General features: G+C 59.8%; 13 protein-coding genes. 7 read left to right on the top strand and 6 right to left on the bottom strand.

The annotated features are described in order from the left end of the window. Positions 1-86 precede the first annotated feature (86 nt). A complete protein-coding gene (locus SFUM_RS23280; protein ID WP_435051179.1) occupies positions 87-3,305 on the bottom strand; it encodes an FAD-dependent oxidoreductase in 3,219 nt (1,072 codons plus the stop codon). A 657-nt stretch (positions 3,306-3,962) separates the two neighbouring features. On the opposite strand from SFUM_RS23280, the gene SFUM_RS06110 reads away from it, so the two are divergent. Both SFUM_RS06110 and SFUM_RS06105 read left to right on the top strand, forming a co-directional pair. Next, positions 3,963-5,153 carry a pyridoxal phosphate-dependent aminotransferase gene (locus SFUM_RS06110; protein WP_011698035.1) on the top strand — a complete coding sequence of 397 codons (1,191 nt, stop codon included), beginning with the start codon at positions 3,963-3,965 and terminating at the stop codon, positions 5,151-5,153. Positions 5,154-5,163: 10 nt separating this feature from the next. Continuing rightward, entirely contained in the window at positions 5,164-6,066 is a 903-nt protein-coding gene (locus SFUM_RS06105; protein ID WP_011698034.1) for an SPOR domain-containing protein, read from the top strand. 274 nt (positions 6,067-6,340) lie between these two features. On the opposite strand, the gene surE is transcribed toward SFUM_RS06105, so the two are convergent. From surE to SFUM_RS21480, 5 genes are all read right to left on the bottom strand, one after another. Beyond that, on the bottom strand, positions 6,341-7,093 hold the full coding sequence (surE, locus tag SFUM_RS06100) for a 5'/3'-nucleotidase SurE (protein ID WP_011698033.1): 753 nt from the start codon (positions 7,091-7,093) through the stop codon (positions 6,341-6,343). Next, the gene (locus SFUM_RS06095; protein WP_011698032.1) at positions 7,071-7,652 is read right to left on the bottom strand and encodes a 2-oxoacid:acceptor oxidoreductase family protein; all 582 of its coding nucleotides are present in this window, start codon (positions 7,650-7,652) and stop codon (positions 7,071-7,073) included. Before SFUM_RS06095 ends, surE begins: the two co-directional genes overlap by 23 nt. A 58-nt stretch (positions 7,653-7,710) precedes the next feature. Next, the gene (locus tag SFUM_RS06090; protein WP_011698031.1) at positions 7,711-8,553 is read right to left on the bottom strand and encodes a 2-oxoacid:ferredoxin oxidoreductase subunit beta; all 843 of its coding nucleotides are present in this window, start codon (positions 8,551-8,553) and stop codon (positions 7,711-7,713) included. Positions 8,554-8,648: 95 nt separating this feature from the next. Next, positions 8,649-9,794: a 2-oxoacid:acceptor oxidoreductase subunit alpha gene (locus tag SFUM_RS06085; RefSeq protein WP_011698030.1), complete on the bottom strand. Its 1,146-nt coding sequence runs from the start codon at positions 9,792-9,794 to the stop codon at positions 8,649-8,651. A gap of 123 nt (positions 9,795-9,917) precedes the next feature. Beyond that, positions 9,918-10,256 (bottom strand): 4Fe-4S dicluster domain-containing protein, encoded by a 339-nt coding sequence (locus SFUM_RS21480; RefSeq protein WP_011698029.1) that lies wholly within the window; start codon positions 10,254-10,256, stop codon positions 9,918-9,920. Positions 10,257-10,952: 696 nt separating this feature from the next. On the opposite strand from SFUM_RS21480, the gene SFUM_RS06065 reads away from it, so the two are divergent. The 5 genes from SFUM_RS06065 to SFUM_RS06035 all read left to right on the top strand — a co-directional run bounded on the left by SFUM_RS06065 (position 10,953) and on the right by SFUM_RS06035 (position 18,612). After that, a complete protein-coding gene (locus SFUM_RS06065; RefSeq protein WP_011698028.1) occupies positions 10,953-12,458 on the top strand; it encodes a sigma-54 interaction domain-containing protein in 1,506 nt (501 codons plus the stop codon). Positions 12,459-12,850: 392 nt separating this feature from the next. After that, positions 12,851-14,431, top strand: a complete 1,581-nt coding sequence (locus SFUM_RS06060; RefSeq protein WP_011698027.1) for an acyl CoA:acetate/3-ketoacid CoA transferase — start codon at positions 12,851-12,853, stop codon at positions 14,429-14,431. A 495-nt stretch (positions 14,432-14,926) separates the two neighbouring features. Next, a complete protein-coding gene (locus tag SFUM_RS06050) occupies positions 14,927-16,351 on the top strand; it encodes a hypothetical protein (RefSeq protein WP_011698026.1) in 1,425 nt (474 codons plus the stop codon). Between the two features lie 150 nt (positions 16,352-16,501). Further along, the gene (locus SFUM_RS06045; protein WP_041440008.1) at positions 16,502-16,756 is read left to right on the top strand and encodes a hypothetical protein; all 255 of its coding nucleotides are present in this window, start codon (positions 16,502-16,504) and stop codon (positions 16,754-16,756) included. Positions 16,757-17,184: 428 nt separating this feature from the next. After that, the gene (locus SFUM_RS06035; RefSeq protein ID WP_011698024.1) at positions 17,185-18,612 is read left to right on the top strand and encodes a sigma-54 interaction domain-containing protein; all 1,428 of its coding nucleotides are present in this window, start codon (positions 17,185-17,187) and stop codon (positions 18,610-18,612) included. The last annotated feature ends 117 nt before the right edge of the window (positions 18,613-18,729 follow it).

The following is an 18,729-nucleotide window of genomic DNA, read 5'->3' as shown; positions in this document are numbered from 1 at the left end:
AGCGGGAGATCGCCGCCGCTCCACCCCGTCCCCCGTTTACGGCCTGCCCCGAACCAATCGGCCCGGACCGGGGCCCGCTCCGGGGGCTATTTGCAGAGCGCGGCCTCCACCATCGTGAGAACTTCCTTGTCGTTGAAATGGCGTATCGCGGCCGCACCCGTCGGGCAGGCCACGGCGCACGCGCCGCAGCCCTTGCAGAGCGCTTCCTGGATTTGCGACACGAACACTCCCTCCCCGACTTCCACCAACTGCGGAGAGCCGTAGGGACAGACGTCCACGCACTTGCCGCACCCGCGGCACATGGTCTGGTCCACGCTGGACACCACGCCCTCGACCTCGATGGTTTCCTGGGCCAGGATGGTTGCGGCCCTTGCCGCGGCCGCCTGCGCCTGGGCGATGCTCTCGTCGATGGACTTGGGATAGTGTGCAAGGCCGCAGACGAAGACGCCGTCGGTGGCAAAATCAACGGGCCGCAGCTTCATGTGCACTTCCAGGAAGAAATGGTCCTGGCTCAGCGGAACCTTGAAAAGCTGCGCCAGCTTGTCGGCGTCCCTGGTCTGAATGGCGCTGGCCAGAGTGATGAAATCGGGCCTCAGCGTGATGGGCCGCCGAAGCACGTGGTCCATCACCGTGACCTCAAGGCGCCCGTCGTCGATTTCCCGGACAACAGGCTTGTGTTCGAGGTCGTAGCGGATGAAGATCACGCCGCGTCGTCGCGCTTCCCTGTATAGGTCTTCACGCTCTCCGTAGGTGCGGATGTCGCGGTAGAGGATGGTGACGTCCATCTCGGGGTTGAGCTCTTTGAGCTCGACGGCCTTCTGCACCGAGAAGGTGCAGCAGATCCGGCTGCAGTGCGGGCGATCCGGTTCGCGCGAACCCACGCACTGGATGAATACCGCGGAGGAAGCCTTCCTGACCAGGTCGGTGTCCCGGGCCTTGTCCAGATCGTGCCAGCGAAAGACGCGGGAGTTCTTGCCGTAAAGGTATTCGTCGGGATTCAGGGAATGAGCGCCGATGGCCAGTATGGTGACCCCGTGTTCGATCTCGACGCCGTCGCCGCCACCGCTCGCGATGGTCGTCTTGAAATTGCCGACGTATCCTGATGTGGCGGAGATCGAGCTGTTCAGATGAACCTGGATGGCCTCATTGTCCTGAACATCCTTGACGAGTTGCTCGAGGAAAGAAGGTATGTCCTCGCCCTTCCAGGTGCGCGTCAGCTTGAGCGCGTGGCCGCCGAGCCGGTCCTTCTCCTCGACGATATGCGCCTGAAATCCCTGGCGCGCCAGCGTCAGGGCGCTCATCATTCCGGCCACGCCGCCGCCCACGATGAGGGCGGCGCGGTTGACGGGCACGGAAGGCATCGACAGGGGTTCGATGAGGGCGGCCCTGGCAACGGCCATGCGTACCAGGTCCTTGGCCTTTTGCGTGGCTGCATCGTGGTCCATGGCATGAACCCAGGAACACTGATCCCGGATGTTGGCCTGCTCGAAGAGATACTTGTTGAGCGAGCTGTTGCGGATGGTTTCCTGGAACAGGGGTTCGTGGGTCCGTGGGGAACAGGCCGCAACGACCACTCGGTTGAGATTCTGCTCCTTGATGACGCCGACCAGCTTGTCCTGCGCGTCCTGGGAACAGGAGAACAGATTTTCCTGGACGTAGACCACATTGGGCAGCCCGCTGGCGTACTCCACCACCTCCGGCACCCGCACGACGCTCGATATGTTGACGCCGCAGTTGCAGACGAAGACGCCGATCCGAGGGTCCTCCGACCGGACGTCGCGCTCCTCGGGGAACGTCTTCTTCTGAACCAGGGTGTGGCGCGCCGCCGCCAGGTTGCTCGCCGCTGCGCCCGCGGCCGCCGATGCTTCCATTACGGACACCGGAATGTCCTTGGGGCCCTGGAGGACGCCGCAGGCGTATATGCCCGGTCGGGATGTGGCCACCGGGGCGAAGCTGCCGGTTTTGGCGAACTGATAGTGATCCAGCTCAATGTCCAGTTTCCCGGCAAGCTCCCGTACCTCCGGGGAGGACTCGAGCCCCACCGACAGCACGACCAGGTCGAATTCCTCCTCCGCCGGCTCACCTGATTCCTTCACGTAGCCGAGGCGGAGATTGCCGGTCCCGATGTCCGGTTCGACGCTGTGGACGCGCGAACGGACGAAACGGACGCCGTTGTCCCTCGCCCGGTTGTAGTACTGTTCGAATTCTTTCCCGTACGTACGCATGTCCATGAAAAAAATCGCGGCCTCGAGGTCGCCTCCGGCGTGTTCCCTGGCGATGACCGCTTCCTTGACGGCGTACATGCAGCACACCCCGGAGCAATACCCGTTGTCGCAAACGTTGATGTCGCGCGACCCGACGCACTGGAGCCAGGCGATCCGTTTCGGCTCGTGCTCGGCCGCCAGCTTGTTCGTAAGCTCGGCCAGGGCGGCCCCAAGCCGGCCGCGGTGTTCGATCCCACCGGCAGGGGAAGAGCCGTCTTTGTCCCCGGCCTGCCTGGTCCGGCGATCGAGCTTCTCGATCTCCGTTTCGAGAGCGGAAATCTCCTCTTTAAGGACCAGTTCGGAAGGCCGGTGCAGATGGCCGGACGTGGGACCGCCTGCGCTCAAAAGCCGTTCGAATTCGAGTGCCGTCACTACATTGGGGTGCGTTGCGTAACCGTACGTATCGATCCGGGTGGGGTCGAAGGCCTGGAATCCGGTAGCCAGAATGACCGCGCCCACCTGGAGGTTGAGTAGCTTTTCCTTTTGCCCGTAATCCACCGCATCCGCCGGGCAAACCTTGGCGCAGATGCCGCACTTCTTGCCGTGTCCGAGCTGGCGGCAGTTTTCCGCGTCTATGGCGTATCCGGATGGGATCGCCTGGGCGTAATACTTGTAAATGGCCTTGCGCTTGCCGAGCCCGGCATTGAAGGCGTCGATCACAACAGTCGGGCACTTGCCCGCACACGCGCCGCAGGATATGCACTTGTCCAGGTCCACGTACCGGGGTTTCTGCAGCACCTCGGCGTGGAAGTTGCCTTCCGTGCCGCTGAGGCTTTGCAGCTGCGAGTTGGTCAAAAGGTTGATGTTCAGATGCCGGCCGACCTCGACCAGCTTGGGCGAGATGATTCACATGGCGCATTCGTTGGTCGGAAAGGTCTTGTCCAGTTGGGCCATGCCGCCCCCGATCGCCGGACCTTTCTCCAGCAGGTGAACGTAATAGCCGGAATTGGCGAGATCGAGAGCCGCCTGCATTCCGGCGATGCCGCCGCCGATGACGAGAACGGAACCGACTACCCCACTACCATGTTCTTTCACGATCATAGTACCTCCCGAGGGGAAATGACTTGGAGGCGAAAGGTCCTGCGGAGGTGCCCGCAACAATGTGCAGACCGTTCGCAATTAGCTCGTAACAGCTTAAATGTTCATAATAAAATTTCTATCATCCCGACTACACAATCTTCGGACAAAGCACTGTTCGGGAAAACCACCGCTCCGAAAACTCAGGCAACGCGGATGCTCTTTCGGTGGAAAGGTTGAATCGGGGCAGCGGGACAGGGAACTAGAGAGCTATATTGACAAGGCATTTTCACATGAAACGGGCAATTCTGGCAAGCAAAAGATGACTTGAAATGCAAAGCGCTCAGTGGAGCCACAAACACCTCGACATCGGAAACGGGATGCGCTGCAATCGTCTGCTTCGACACTGACGAGTGATACTCCGATTTTCAGAAGATTTCAATCCCGATGCTTCCAGGGTCGCAGGGTTTCGAGACGGCTCGGGGAGACTTCGCGATACCGGCTCGAAGAAGCCGCGCGGAGGGGTTGCGCTTTCGCGGTTCGGCGCGGCAACCGGGCTCTTAAGTTCTTGCATCGATGCGTCCATGTCCCTTATAGTGTCGTGTAAGGGTCGTGCGCCGCGCGCGCACGGTCACGGCCGCGGAGCGGCGAATCTTATCGTGGGTGCGGAGGAGTGCGAACATGGCAGTGGCCCGAAGAATGCTCGATTACATGGAACGATCGTCCTGGATTCGAAAAATGTTCGAGGAAGGGGCACGTTTGAAGAAAATACACGGCGAAGACAAGGTATTCGATTTCAGTCTGGGCAATCCGAACGTTCCTCCCCCCGAACTGGTGAAGCAAAAGCTGCGCGAGCTGGCGGCCAGGGACGAACCGGGCATGCACGGCTATATGCCCAACGCCGGCCTGGCGGAAACGCGCCAGGCGGTGTCCGCGTACTTGTGCACCGAGTATTGCGTATCCATGGCGCAGGATCACATCATCGCCACATGCGGCGCCGCCGGCGGGTTGAATATCATCCTGAAAGCCCTGCTCGATCCGGGTGACGAGGTGCTGGTTCCCGCGCCTCATTTCGTGGAATACGGTTTCTATTCGGAAAACCATGGAGGGACCCTGAAGTCGGTTCCCACCCGGGAAGATTTCACGCTCGACCTGGACGGCCTGGAAAGAGCCATCGGGCCGAAAACCAAGGTGATCCTGATCAATTCCCCGAACAACCCCACCGGGCAGATTTATTCCGAGGAAGAGATCAAGCTCCTCGGGGAGCTGATTTCCCGCAAGAACTATGAACTCGGACACATCATCTACCTGGTCTCGGATGAGCCCTACCGCAGGATCGTTTATGACGACTGCCGGGTCCCCTGTATTTTCGCCCATTACGAAAATTCACTCATCACGACCTCCTACTCCAAGGATCTGTCGCTACCGGGGGAACGCATCGGGTTTGTCGCGGTCAATCCTTCGGCCGACGAAGTGCAGAAGGTGCTGGGGGCGCTGACGCTGGCCAACCGTATCCTGGGTTTCGTGAACGCACCGGGGCTGATGCAGAGGCTGATCGTTGAGCTTCAGGGAATTTGCGTGGATGTCGGAATATACCGGCGCAAGAGGGACCGGCTGGTGAGCAGCCTCCGGGCGTTCGGATACGAGCTGGTGGTTCCCAAAGGCGCCTTTTACCTTTTCCCCAAGAGCCCGTTGGCTGATGACGTGCGGTTTGTCCGGATCCTTCAGGAAGAGAACATCCTGGCGGTTCCGGGAAGCGGGTTTGCGGGGCCCGGCCATTTCAGGCTCGCCTATTGCGTCGATGACCGGACGATCGAAGGGGCCCTGCCGGGATTCGAGAGAGCCTGTGCGAAAGCGCGGGGAATGGTGTAGAAGGTGATTTATGTCACAGAAGAAGAGACTTTTCGTAAAAAAGAATCCCCAATCCGGGGATCGCTCCTCTTTGAGGGTCTTCATCTGGGCCGGCGTTGCGCTGGTCCTGCTGTTGGTGGTCACGCCGCTCGTTCTTCGCCAGAAGGACGACAGGAACGGCGTCAGGCCGCCCACGGAGAAGGCAAAAGTGGTCAAGAACATTCCCAAGGCTTTCGCACCGCCGACGGGCGGCTCGGCGCAGCCGCCCGGAGCTGCTGACGAATACCCGCGCGGTCCCGCCTCTGTTCAGGGTGCGCTTCCCGATACCGGGTCGTCATCCGGGCCCGCTGTTGTCCCGGAACCGGGGACCGTCGCTCCGAAGGTGGCCGACGGAACTGAGGCCCTGCCGGCAAAACCGATGACGCCGCAGCCGTCCGAACCCGTCCCGGCGGAGCCTGCGCCCTCTGTCGTGCCGCGGCAGCCGGTGGAACCCGCTCCTGCCGCCGGCGGTGTCCGGGAAAGAGAATCGACCGGTCAGCCCAAACCCGGTCCGGCCGCCATGCCTGCGGGCGATTCCGGGCAGCGGACGGCTTCGATCGTTCCCGATGCCCGGGAGCTGAAAAAGCTGCCCCCGGGTGTGGCTCCTCCCCTCACTCCCGATGCATCCGGCGCTCGGAAACCATCCCCTGTGCGAAAGGGGAAGTATGCCGTCCAGGTGGGAGCGTTCAAAGAGAAGAAAAACGCCGACGAAATGCAGCGGCAACTTCAGAAGAAAGGTTACCAGGCGGAAATCAAGATCAGCTCCAATCGCGATCTGGGCCAGCTCTACGTGGTCGTCCTCAAACCGGTCGAAAGCCTTTCCAGGGCCAACACCCTTATGGAACAGATAAAGCACGAAGAGAAGGTGAAGCCGATGCTCATCGAATCCCGGTGAGCGATCCCTTCAACGTGCACCGTCGGGCATCAACCCTGTTCCGCCTTGTCCCGCATCAGCTCCCAGATGATGCACCGGGAGCGGTGGCGGCAGTATAGTGATGCGTCCGTGCACAGGGGGGTCGTTTCAAGGCAGGAGGCGCAGTACCCGTATGCGTATTTCTCGCAGGCTGCAAGCGCCCTCCTGTCGGGATGGAAGCGACACCGCTCGCGGCTGCGACCGGAGGCGACTTCACCGTGCGGAGGGGGTTGAGGGCCGGTGTGATCCCTCGCGCTCAAAGGTTCCACTTTCCCAGTGTGTCGATCATTTCATAATGGGTCAGATCGTGGTGGATGGGCGTGACGGAGATGTAGTCCCGGGCAAGGGCCAGCGAGTCCGTCGCGGGATCGTCGTCCCGCAGCAGGGCGGAATTGGTGAGCCAGTAATATACGTGGCCTCTTGGATCGATCCGGCGGTCGTACCTTTCGACCATTTTCATGTGCCCCTGCCGCGTCACCTTGACACCTCGTATCCGGTCGGCCGGCAGGTTCGGAACGTTCACATTGAGGCATACTCCGGGGGGAAGCCCCTCTTTGGCCACAATGCGCAGCAGCCTGGGAACGAACTCGGTCACCGCGCTGAAATCGGTGGGTTGGAATGAATCAATGGATACCGCCATGGACGGTATCCCCATTACGGCAGCCTCGGTGGCCGCGGATACGGTTCCGGAGTATATGACGTTCACGCCGACGTTGGCGCCCATGTTCACGCCCGAGACAACCATGTCCGGCGGGGGTGACATCAACTCGGCGACGGCGATTTTTACGCAGTCGGCGGGCGTTCCGGTCAGGGCGTGACCGAAAAAATGCCCGTTACGATGCACGGGCTTCACGCGAAGGGGGTCGAGCCAGGTGATGGCATGCCCCACGGCGCTCTGTTCCGTTTCCGGGGCCACCACCGTTACATCGTGTTCTTCGATCAACGCAAGGTAAAGGGTTTCTATCCCTTTCGCATAGACACCATCGTCATTGGTCAATAAAATTCTCATAGGATTGTCTGTCCGCCTTCTCCTGCAAAACCAGCTTGGCAGCCTCGATGCCCTGTGCCAGCGCACTCTTGTTCAATTGTTCCGTTCCGGCGGGAACACGGTTCAGTACCGCCGCTTCCAGACTGTTGAGGGAAACCACTCCGCTGATAGTGGCCAGAGCACCCAGGGCGATGATGTTGGCCACCATCTCTTTGCCCAGCTTCTCTCTTGCAAGCTGGGTAAAAGGAATGCCCATGGCGATGTTCGTCGGCAGCTGTTTCACGAACGTCGAATCCACGATCAGTATGCCGTTCGGTTTCAGGTCGAAGAAGAAGGCATCGCAGGACCTCTGGCTCATCGCCAGCAAAAGATCGGGCTTGACCGCCTTGGGGTAGTCGATCTCCTCGTCGCTGATGACCACTTCCGACTTGCTCGCGCCGCCTCTTGCTTCAGGCCCGTAACTCTGTGTCTGACAGACGAATTTCCCGTCATAGATTCCAGCGGCTTCGGCAAGTATGATGCCGGCTACGATCAGTCCCTGTCCTCCCGAACCGCTCAGCCTGATCTCGTATCTTGTCATGTTTGACTCTCCATGCGTGCGCGATAAAGGCGCGGCCTTCCCGGCGCGCCCGCGGGGCTCAGCGCGTCTTGGACAGGGCGGTCCTGGCCGCCTCCCTGACCTTCCGGTACTCCTGGGTGTAGATCGGCATGTCCCGGTCAACCAGTACGCCGATCGTGAACTTGTCCTTGAGCTCTTCGGGGCTCATGGAGGCGGCCTTTTCCACATGAACCGCCGACTCCTTCTGCCGGCGCAGCATCTCCACGGCGCCCCCCATCTTGTTTCTTCTCCCGAACTGGGTGTGACAGTGACTGATCACCTCCACCACGGAGAATCCGCGTTTGTATAGAGCTTTCTCGATGAGCTCATCCAGGAGGGCGGCATGATATACGGTGCCCCGGGCCACCATGCCCGCTCCTGCCATGACGGCGAGCTCCGCGATGGAAAACGCATGTTCGATGTTGCCGTACAGGGCGGTCGTGGCGTAGGAGCCGTATGGGGTGGTCGGTGAGTACTGTCCGCCGGTCATCCCGTAAATGTTGTTGTTGACGACGATGGCCGTGAGGTTGAGATTCCGGCGGGCGGCATGAATGAAATGGTTGCCTCCGATGGCCGTGGCGTCGCCGTCCCCCATGATCACGATGACGTGAAGGTTCGGATTCGCCAGCTTGATCCCGGTCGCAAAGGTCAATGCGCGGCCGTGAGTCGTGTGGAGCGTGTTGAAATCCACGTAGACCGAGATCCTTCCGGAGCAGCCGATGCCGGAAACGACAACGATCTCGTCCTTCTCGAAGTTGGTTCTGCCGATGGCCCGGATGAGCGATCCCAGCAGGATGCCGTTCCCGCAGCCCGGACACCAGACATGGGGGAATTTCTTGTCATGTCTCAGGTACTTGTGAATCAGTGTCGTGACTTCCGCCATATCATCCTCGCAAGATTGTCGTCGCCGGGACGGCAAACCCGATGGGAGCCGTCGGGAACCGAAATCAACGGACCGGACACGGAGGCCGGGCGGCCTCACAGTTTCATCAGCCGGGTGAGGATCTCCTGGGGAGTGATCAGGTTCCCGTCGATGCGGTTCAGCGTTTCGACCCGCGTCATCCCCTGGTTGATTCGCTTCACTTCGCGGGAAAGCTGTCCCATGTTCATTTCGGGCACCAGAACCGCTTTGACCCGTCGCAGCACGGGTTCCAGCGCCTGGCGCGGGAAAGGCCATATGGTGACGACCTGAATCAGGCCCGCCTTGACGCCGCGTTCCCGTGCCTCGCGCACGGCCCTGCGCGCCGATCGCGACACCGACCCGTAGGCGATCACCGCCACTTCGGCGTCCGCCGTCAATTCCTCCTCCACCAGCTGGATGTCCATGAAGTGCTGGTTGATCTTGCGGAAAAGACGGTTCATGAATGCGACGATTTCGTCCGGGCGCTGCGTCGGGAAACCCCTTACATCATGGACCAGCCCCGTGACATGATAGCGGTAGCCGTCTCCGAACGCGCTCATCGGGGGGACTCCGCGGCTGTTGTCTTCGTAGGGGATGTACCAGTCCGGGGGCATGTTGGGACGGATGCGATCGACCACTTCGAGTTGTTCGGGGTGTGGAAGGTGAATCTTTTCCCGCGTATGCGCGACCACTTCGTCCGCCAGGATAATGACCGGAGTACGGTATTTCTCGGACAGATTGAAGGCTTTCAAGGTGATGCCGAAGCAGTCCTGAGTGGTGGAAACGGCAAGAACGATGATGGGATGATCCCCGTGAGTCCCCCAGCGCGCCTGCATCAGGTCCCCCTGACTCACGTTGGTCGGCAGTCCCGTGCTCGGTCCACCCCTCATGACATTCACAATCACGCACGGAACTTCGGCTGCGCATGCGAAACCCAGATTCTCCTGCATCAGCGAAAACCCGGGGCCGCTGGTGGCCGTCATCGCCTTGGCACCGGCGAGCGACGCCCCGATAACCGCTCCGAGGCTCGCGATCTCATCCTCCATCTGGATGAATGTGCCGCCCACGGCCGGCAGCCGGTACGACATCGCCTCACTGATTTCCGTTGCGGGAGTGATGGGATAGCCGGCAAAAAATCGGCAACCGGCGGCCAGGGCTCCCTCCACGATGGCTTCGTTGCCCTGCAGCAGAAGCTGACGCCCGGGACTCTTGATAGCGGTCAAATTCGTCACCTCCTTTCAGTGGGCGGGAAACGCCGATCATCTCCGCCAATCGCCATTCCGGGGCGGCGTGAGGATGAAAATGCCCAACCTGGCGGATGGGCATTTCGCACGATGCATGTTGAATCAGAGCTCCGCTTCCTCGGCGGAAGGATGCTTCAACGGTTTGACGCTGATGGCGAAGTCGGGACAGTGCAGTTCGCACCAGCCGCAACCGGTGCAGCGTTCGGGCTGCGCCACCAGAGGCGAGCCGTCCTCGTCCAGGCGGATGCATTCCCTCGGACAAAACGCCGCGCAAATGCCGCAAGCCTTGCACCATCCCTTAAAGATATCGATATGGAAAGCTCTTTTGCCCTTGTTCGCCTTGCCCTCATTCTCCTTTCCGCCTTCGTGCTTCCGCGAGCCCGTTCGGGCTCGTGAATTTCCGCTCCCGCTCTTTTTCCCGACAGTCGTGTTCTTTGACATCGCGGCTCCTCAATCCCCGAATGTACCCTTGCGTTTCCACGTAGAGTATAAAGAATTTCACTCCACAAACAAAGCCCAACCTTCCTTGTCGTGAATGGTTTGCAAAAGATGAACCACGCGCCGCCGATTCCGTCCGCGCGCAATAGGCCTCCCGCGCGGGTGCATTCGGCGGCCGGGTTCGACTTCCGCATCCACCGGCGTCTGATACCCGTTCGCGTTCAAGGCTCCTGCGGGGGGCATGGCCGCCCGGGCTCCTTTCCGCTTCGCCGGGCGGCGGACCCGCCGTTGGCGCGCCTCGACGCGGGACGGGAAGGGACAAGGTTGGCAGACACGATTTAACGTGAAATAATTGATGGCAAAAATTGGCTTGAACGACGATTCTTTTAATGAAGAAGGAATCACGGCCCCCTCTGAAGGTCCGCGGTTCCCGAGGAAAGGGATCGATCGATGAATTGCGGAATGGGACCGCGTTCGAAAAATGCGTTTCAAGAAAGGCGAGGGCGCATCGCATTCTCGCGCGATCGACGAGTCGCGAGCGGTTCATGATCGGCGCTTCGCCGATGCATGGTCGGCACCTGAATTGCATAAGCAACTCGGGAGGGTCCGGCATTTAAACCGGATTTTTCGACGGACGAGCGGTGGTTCTTCCGCGCGGACGGCGATGTCTGACGGTTTTCGCATCAGGAGGTCCTGACGATGGTAAGTAGGCTCAATCCTTGCTTTTCCGCCATGGCGAAAACGGAAGGTTCGGCGAATAAGTGCCTCGACTGTGAACTCGAAGACATCCTTGAGGCCTCCCACGACGGCCAGTTCATCAGTGACGGCGAAGGCAACATTGTCATGGTGAATTCGGCATGGGAGCGGATCTGCGGTATCCATCGCGACTTTGTCGTCGGCAAGAACGCCCGCGATATGGTCGCCCAGAAGTTCTACACCGAGTCTTCCGTCATCGCTGCGATCGAGGCGAGAAAGAAAATCACGATCATGCTCGAGATGACCCGTGGAGAGAAGATCGGGCAGAAAATCATGGCCACCGCGATCCCCATCTGGGGGGAGGACGGCGAGATCAAGCGTGTTGTTGCAAATATCCGGGATATTACGGAAATTCTCTATCTTAAGGATCTTTTGGAGAAGACCAAGCAGCTCAACGAGATTTATGCCGCCGAGCTCGAACAGATGCGTTTTCAACAATTGACCCGGAACTGCGACGTCATCGCCAGGAGCCCGGAGACGAGGCGGGTCCTGGAGATGGCCGCACAGGTCGCCAAGGTGGACTCCACGGTCCTGATCATCGGGGAATCCGGCGCCGGCAAGGAAGTGATCGCCAATGCCATTCACCGGCTCAGCCAGCGCAACGAAGGCCCGCTCATCAAGATCAACTGCGGCGCCATTCCCGAAAACCTGCTTGAATCTGAACTCTTCGGCTACGACTCGGGTGCGTTTACAGGGGCTCGAAAACAAGGCAAACCGGGCATGTTCGAACTGGCGGAAAAGGGGACGCTCTTTCTCGATGAGGTGGGCGATATTACACTGAATTTACAGGTGAAGCTGCTGCGTGCCCTTCAGGATCATTCGATCATGCGCGTGGGAGGCCTCAAACCCGTCCCGGTCGATGCCCGCATCGTGGCGGCGACCAACCGCAACTTGCGCGAAATGGTCTCTTCCGGAGCCTTCCGCGAAGATCTCTACTACCGGCTGAACGTGGTCTCCATCGAGATCCCGCCCCTGCGGGAGCGCAAGGAAGACATCCCGCTGCTCGTCCAGTATTTCCTGGAAAGGATCAACAAACGCTATCAGTTCAACAAGCGCTTCTCCCCGGCGGTGGTGGACCAGTTTCTCTCCTATTCCTGGCCGGGTAACATCCGCGAGCTCGAAAACGTCATCGAACGCATGCTCGTGATGACCGAAGACGAGGAGCTTCACGTCCGCCACTTGCCCGCCTATATCCGCAACCAGGCGCTGCCCCTGGAAGGTGGGATGGTCGTTCCGGCAAACCTGCCGCTCCACAAAGCCATCGAACAGGTCGAAAAGCAGTTGATCGAACAGGCGCTCAAGAAATACGGAAGCACGCGCAAGGCCGCTGCCGCTCTGAAGCTCAACCAGTCGACGGTGGTGCGCAAGATCAAGCGCTACAACATTGCGGTCTGCCTGGAAGGGGACAAGATGCAAACCTGCTTCGAAGACCCCAGACTGAAAATCTGAAGCCGCCCGGGTGCCGCCGATGCGCGTCGGTGCCCGTTGCGGCCCGGATTTCCCGCCAATGCGTGAATACATCGATGAAGTGATGCTTTTCAGATCGGACGATGCCTCAAGGCATCACGTCATGTAACTGCTTGAATTATCCGCCTACTTCTCTCTCATGGGGATTCTGCATCCGTTTTTCGATGCCTCGCGGCATCGTTTGCAGCCCCGCCTTGTGCTTCCTGCCGTGCCTTGCCGTGTGCATTCTTGGCGCGTCACGCAGATCTCCGGGGTTTTTGGCCGACCTTGCGAGTCTGGCATAACGTTTGCCTTATCAAGCGGTTAGCCGATGTGCTGTCCGGCATGATGCCAACATGAGGGAACGGGGAACGAAAGGGAGAGGAGGTCGACAGATGGCGAAGTTCATGTCTGCCGAGGAGGCGGTCAAACTGATCAAGAGTGGGGATACGGTCGCCATATCGGGATTTGTGGGGATGGGTCATCCGGAGGAGCTATCGCTGGCGATGGAGAAGCGGTTTCTTGAGACCGGAGAGCCGAGGGACCTGATATTGACGCACGGTGCCAGCCAGAACGACGGCAAGTCCAACTGGGGGTTGAACCGGTGGGGCAAGGAGGGGCTGATCCGAAAGGTGATCTCGGGGCACTGGGGGCTTCAGCCGGACATCATCCGTCTGGCGGTGGAGGAGAAGATCGAGGCGTACAACATTCCGCAGGGGACGATCATGCACCTCTACCACGCCATCGCTTCGAAGAAGCCCGGGGTATTGACGCACGTGGGATTGAAGACGTTCGTGGATCCGCGGGAGCGTTGCGGGCGGTTGAATTCGATCAGCAAGGACACGTACGTGGAGCTGATGGAAATCGGGGGCAAAGAGTACCTGTTCTACAAGGCGTTTCCGGTGAACGTGGCCATCGTGCGCGGGACCAGCGCGGATGAGAACGGCAACGTCTCCATCGAGCACGAGGCGATCTCGCTGGAGTTTCTGGCCCTGGCGCTGGCGGCCAAGGGGAGCGGGGGGATCGTGATCGTGCAGGTGGAGCGGCTGGTGCAGGCGGGAACGATCCATCCGATGATGGTCAAGCTGCCCAAGGTGCTGGTGGACGTGGTGGTGGTGGCCAAGCCGGAGAACCACTGGCAGATTCCCATGGCCGAGCAGTACAACCCGAGTCTTTGCGGGGAGACGCGGGTGCCGCTGAGCGCCGTGACGCCTCTGCCCATGAGCGAGCGCAAGGTGGTGTGCCGGCGGTGCGCCATGGAGCTGGTGCCCGATGCGGTGGTGAACCTTGGGATCGGGATGCCGCCTGGAGTGGGGGTGGTGTCTGCCGAGGAGGGGATCAGCGGGAGCCTGACCATGACCGTTGAGCCCGGAGTCATCGGGGGCGTGCCGCTGGGTGGGTTGTATTTCGGCACGGCGGTGAACCCGGAGGCGATCATCGACCATCCCAACATGTTCGACTTCTACGACGGGGGCGGGCTGGACCTGGCCGTTCTGGGAATGGCGGAGATGGACCGGTTCGGCAACGTGAACGTGAGCAAGTTCGGGCCGCGCATCGCGGGATCGGGGGGATTCATCAACATCACGCAGAGCACTCCCCGGGTGGTGTTTTGCGGGACGCTCACGGCCAACGGGCTCAAGGTGGAGGTGGGCAACGGCAGGCTCAAGATCGTCACCGAAGGCAAGGTCAGGAAGCTGGTGGACAAGGTCGAGCACATCACGTTCAGCGGGGAGTACGGGCGCAGCAGCGGTCAGAAGATTCTCTACGTGACGGAGCGCGCGGTTTTCGCGCTGAGGCCCGAAGGGGTGACGCTCATCGAAATCGCGCCCGGAGTGGACCTGGACAAGGACATCCTGGCGCAGATGGAGTTCAAGCCCCTGATCGCCCCGGATCTCAAGCAGATGGACGCGCGCATATTCGATGAGAAGACGCCCATGGGCATCAAGGCGGAGATACTGGGCAAAAACGGCGGCTGATACCGAAACGGAAGTTGGCGGGGTGGAAGTCGGAGCACACAACGCACGGGGAGGGAGAACTGCTCCGGGTGTCAACCCGGAGTCTGCATGTTCGCCTGTACGGCAGGGTTCAGTGCGGGGACAGGGGGGCGGATCGGTTCTGACTGCGCGGGCCGTCTGGAAAGCGACACGTGGCGGGTCGTTTGCCCGCAGGTGATCGCCGTAATGTGCCGGAAGGTTCGGCGCGGGGCGTTCGGAGTCAGTCTCGGATATGGCAAGTGTCCAGCTTGAAGGAAGGGAGGTGGTGATCGCCATCATTGCGAAAGCTCCAACGCAAGACTTTCCGGGTGCGGCTGCATTCCGCCCGGATACCGGCTGCCTCGAGGCAGAGGGATTGAGTGCGGCTTTGCGCGGGGGGCAACATCGTCGTTTTGGGGGGATGGTCGAGGGCGTTGCTGTCTGTTGAGACACGAAAAGGGTTCTTGTGGGGAGGACTCCTTTACAGGAGAGGAAAACATGCAAACGATCAGATCTGGAGCTGTCGCAAGGGAATATGGGGAAGAGCAGCCGTATGTCGGCGGAAAATTGAAGCTAAGGATACCGTTTATCCACTACCGGGTCGAATACCAGGATTTCATCCAGGGTGCAATCCTGTGTTGTGTGCCGTTGGGCATTGTGCCTGCTTTGAACAAGGTGCTGGGGATTCCTATCGAAGTGGCCGTCTTCATGGTCATGGTGAACAATTTTCTCTACCTGCTGCACACTTCTTTCGGCGACCCGTCCATCGCAGGCTGGATCACCGCCGGCATCCCGCTCTACATCACCTTCCTCACCGGCTTTTCGGAGGGGCCGGAACGGATCCAGGCCATGATCGCCCTGCAGGTTCTGGTGGGACTCATTTTCCTGATCCTGGGCGGCACCGGTCTTACGAGCAAGGTGGTCAAGCACTTTCCCATCAGCATGCGGGCCGGCATTTTGCTGGGTGCCGGTTTCGCATTCCTGCAGCGGGTTTTCGATCCGTCCCAGCCCTTTGTCAGCAAAATGCCCGTTTCCTTTTTTTCGGCGTCTTTCGGGGGGCTGTTTATCCTCTTCTCAGACACGGCTCAGCGTTACAAGAAAAAATACGGATGGTTCGCATGGGTGGCGAGCTTCGGCCTTGCCCCCGGGTTTGTCATCGGTTACGCCGTCGGGTGGCTGACCGGTGAAATCCCTTCGCCGGTCGGAGTTTTCGATCGCTTTTTTATTGACATGCCCGTCGGCAAGATGATCGGTTCGATCAGTCTGATGTCCGTGGGCTGGCCGTCGCTCAATCACTTCGCGGCTGCTCTTTCGCTGGCCGTGGTGGCTTATGTGCTCGCCTTCGGCGACATCCTCGTCCTGCAGGCTCTGGCCGACGATGCCAACGAGGCCCGGCCCGACGAGAAAGTGGTCGTGGAGGTCTCCCGCAACCACATCATCTGCGCGATCCGCAATTTCATCCTGGCAACCTTCGGACCTTACCTTCCGCTGGCCGGACCCCAGTGGACAGGTGGTCAGGCCCTGGTGGTGAATCGCTTCAAGAGTGCGACGCCCCAGGAGGAGCCATCTTACTGGGGCGGCGCCACCTCGATTTTCTGGGGCATGAGCATTGGTTTGGCCATCCATCCGATTGTTCAGTTCATACTGCCGGCCAAGGACATCGGCTTTGCGCTGACCCTGCTGATCCAGGGCTATCTGTGCGTCTATCTGGCTTTTGCCATGTGTCAGAACAACCTGCAGCGGGGGATTGCGGGCATCATGGGCGCGGTGCTGGTGACTTCCAACTACGTCAAGCTGTGGAACAACCCTTTGTGGTCCGGTCCCACCATGGGCCTGCTGGTCGGCGCGGTGATGTATTTCACCTTTGAACACCATTTCGGAGCCAAAGCGATCCCGGAGCCCGCTGTGGCCAAGAAAGATTAGGGGCGTTCCGTCGCGGGGCGTAACGGACCGATGAAAATCGCCCCAGTCCCTTTGCCAAAAGGGTGCTGGGGGCGATTTTCTCGAGAACCGCAAGAAAGCTGCCGGCAGCCAATCCGCGTTCCCTGCGACTGCGGGCGGAAGGAGATCGACATGGCGCAAAACTGGAAAGAGCAGGCGAAAAGGAACTGGATCATCTTTGGCAAGGCCGGTCTGCCCTATACCCTGGTTGGTATGGCGATCGTGTTTTTGGGCTTCTACCTTCTGAGGCGTTACCTGGGCGACAGTGAATACCTGGGCACCGCGCTCCTGATGTGGTTCGCCTTGTTCTGGGTCGTCTACCAGACCCTGTTTCGAAGGCGGGTCCAAAGGGTTGCCGACGGCTTCAAGAAGGCGCCCTCAAAATGATTGCCGGGATTGGGATCCGAACACGCCGTGGGAAGCGGCCTCACCGTGCGGAGCAAGGTTCAGGGTTCGGTGATCGAGACAATGCCGTATCCTTGGCCCCGTGTGATTACCGTGTTCCGTGAGGCATCGATGGAACGTATCGGTTGCGCGGATTCCACTCATCCGGCGAAGCCCCGCGGGGGCTCGGGCGATCCGGCTTCGGCCTCGCTTCCGCCTCCACCCGGCTGAATTGTCATTCCTCATGTTTTGAAATCAGTATATATAAATCAGGCGCGGACGACTCTTCATACCAGGTTGCGTTCAGTGCATCGGGCGGGCATTATGCCCGCCCGCGCCACCTCCCGCCGGGAAGGTGTTGTGTAATCTTGAACGCACCTCGGTATCGCCATCCACTTCCGATTTCCAATGAACCGATTCCGGAGGGATCGATGGGAAACGCGGGCGAAACGGACAAGACGATTCGTGAGCGGGCCGACAAATTCCAGAGCATCTTCGAAAACTCGACCATGGGGATTTTTCAGTCGAGCCTGGACGGTCGATTCCTCGCGGTCAACCCGGCTTTCGCCAAAATCTTCGGTTATGCATCGCCCGAGGATCTCATAGAATCGATACAGAGCATTGATTCCCAGTTCTACAGGCGCTCGGAGCAGAGAGGGAAGATTCTGTCGGCCATCGAGAACAAGACCGGGATGGCGAGGTTCGAGGCGGAATTCCTCCGTAAAGAGGGGACCGTCATCACCTGTTCGCTGAGCATCCGTGCCATTCGTGACGGCAGCGGCGCCATCACTCACCTCGACGGCTTCATCGAGGACGTTACGGAAGCGACGCTCCGGAAGAAGGAGATTCAGGAGCGGACCGAACACCTCAGCAGGGAAAACCTCCGCCTGCGCAACATGTTCAAAGACCGATACCGGTTGGGGAAGATCGTCGGCAAGAGCGCGGCCATGCAGGAAGTCTTCGAAGGCATACTGCAGGCAGCCGGCACCGAAGTCGCCGTCATGATCCACGGCGAATCGGGAACGGGAAAGGAACTGGTCGCGAACGCCATCCACGATCTCAGCCGCCGCAGGAGCCGCCGCTTTGTTCCGGTAAATTGCGGCGCCATTCCCCTGCACCTGCTTGAAAGCGAGTTCTTCGGCCACAGGAAAGGCGCCTATACGGGGGCTGTTTCAGACACAAGGGGGTTTCTGGAACGAGCCGACGGAGGGACGTTGTTTCTTGACGAAGTGGGGGAACTGAGCCTCGATATGCAGGTGAAACTGCTGCGGGCCCTCGAGGGCGGCCACTACTTTCCCCTCGGTGAGAGCAGGCCGGCGGAATCCGATTTTCGGCTGATATCGGCCACCAACCGCAATCTGAAGGATATGGTGAGGGATGGGAGAATGCGCGAGGATTTCTTTTTTCGGATCGACATCGTTCCCATCGATCTGCCACCCCTCCGGCAACGTCGCGAAGACATTCCGCTCCTGATCGATCATTTTCTGCGCCATTTCACGGGGGCCGAGAATCCTCCCGTTCTTCCGGGTAAAGTCCTGGAGGCTCTTTATAAATATGATTACCCCGGCAACATTCGCGAGCTGCAGAACATTCTGCAGCGTTATCTGGCGACGAAACGGCTGGGCCTGCTGGGCTCCATGGAGCATGAAAGGGCGGCGGAGATCTCCGGGCAGATGGAAGAAGCGGAGGTTTCCCTGCACGATGAAGTCTCGCGCTTCGAAAAAAGCGTCATCGAAAAAAATCTTGTTCGTCATCGGTGGAACCGGATTCGAACTGCGGCTGCATTGAAAATCGACCGCAAGACCTTGTATACCAAAATGAAAACCTATGGGTTGCTTTCTCCCGGTCGTGGGGAGTAAACGCCTCAGTTGATGTATCGATAGCTATTTCCAATAGTTGCTTTAGAAATCCTATCCGGTTGGGGCCGTGCCGCCCCATACCTCTTCTCAATCAGACCTCAGCCACATCCCTTATTG

Origin of the sequence: Syntrophobacter fumaroxidans MPOB (assembly GCF_000014965.1) — a bacterium.
GTDB lineage: Bacteria > Desulfobacterota > Syntrophobacteria > Syntrophobacterales > Syntrophobacteraceae > Syntrophobacter > Syntrophobacter fumaroxidans.
The sequence above is the reverse complement of the archived record's forward strand: the minus strand, read 5'-3'. Positions and strand labels throughout refer to the sequence as shown.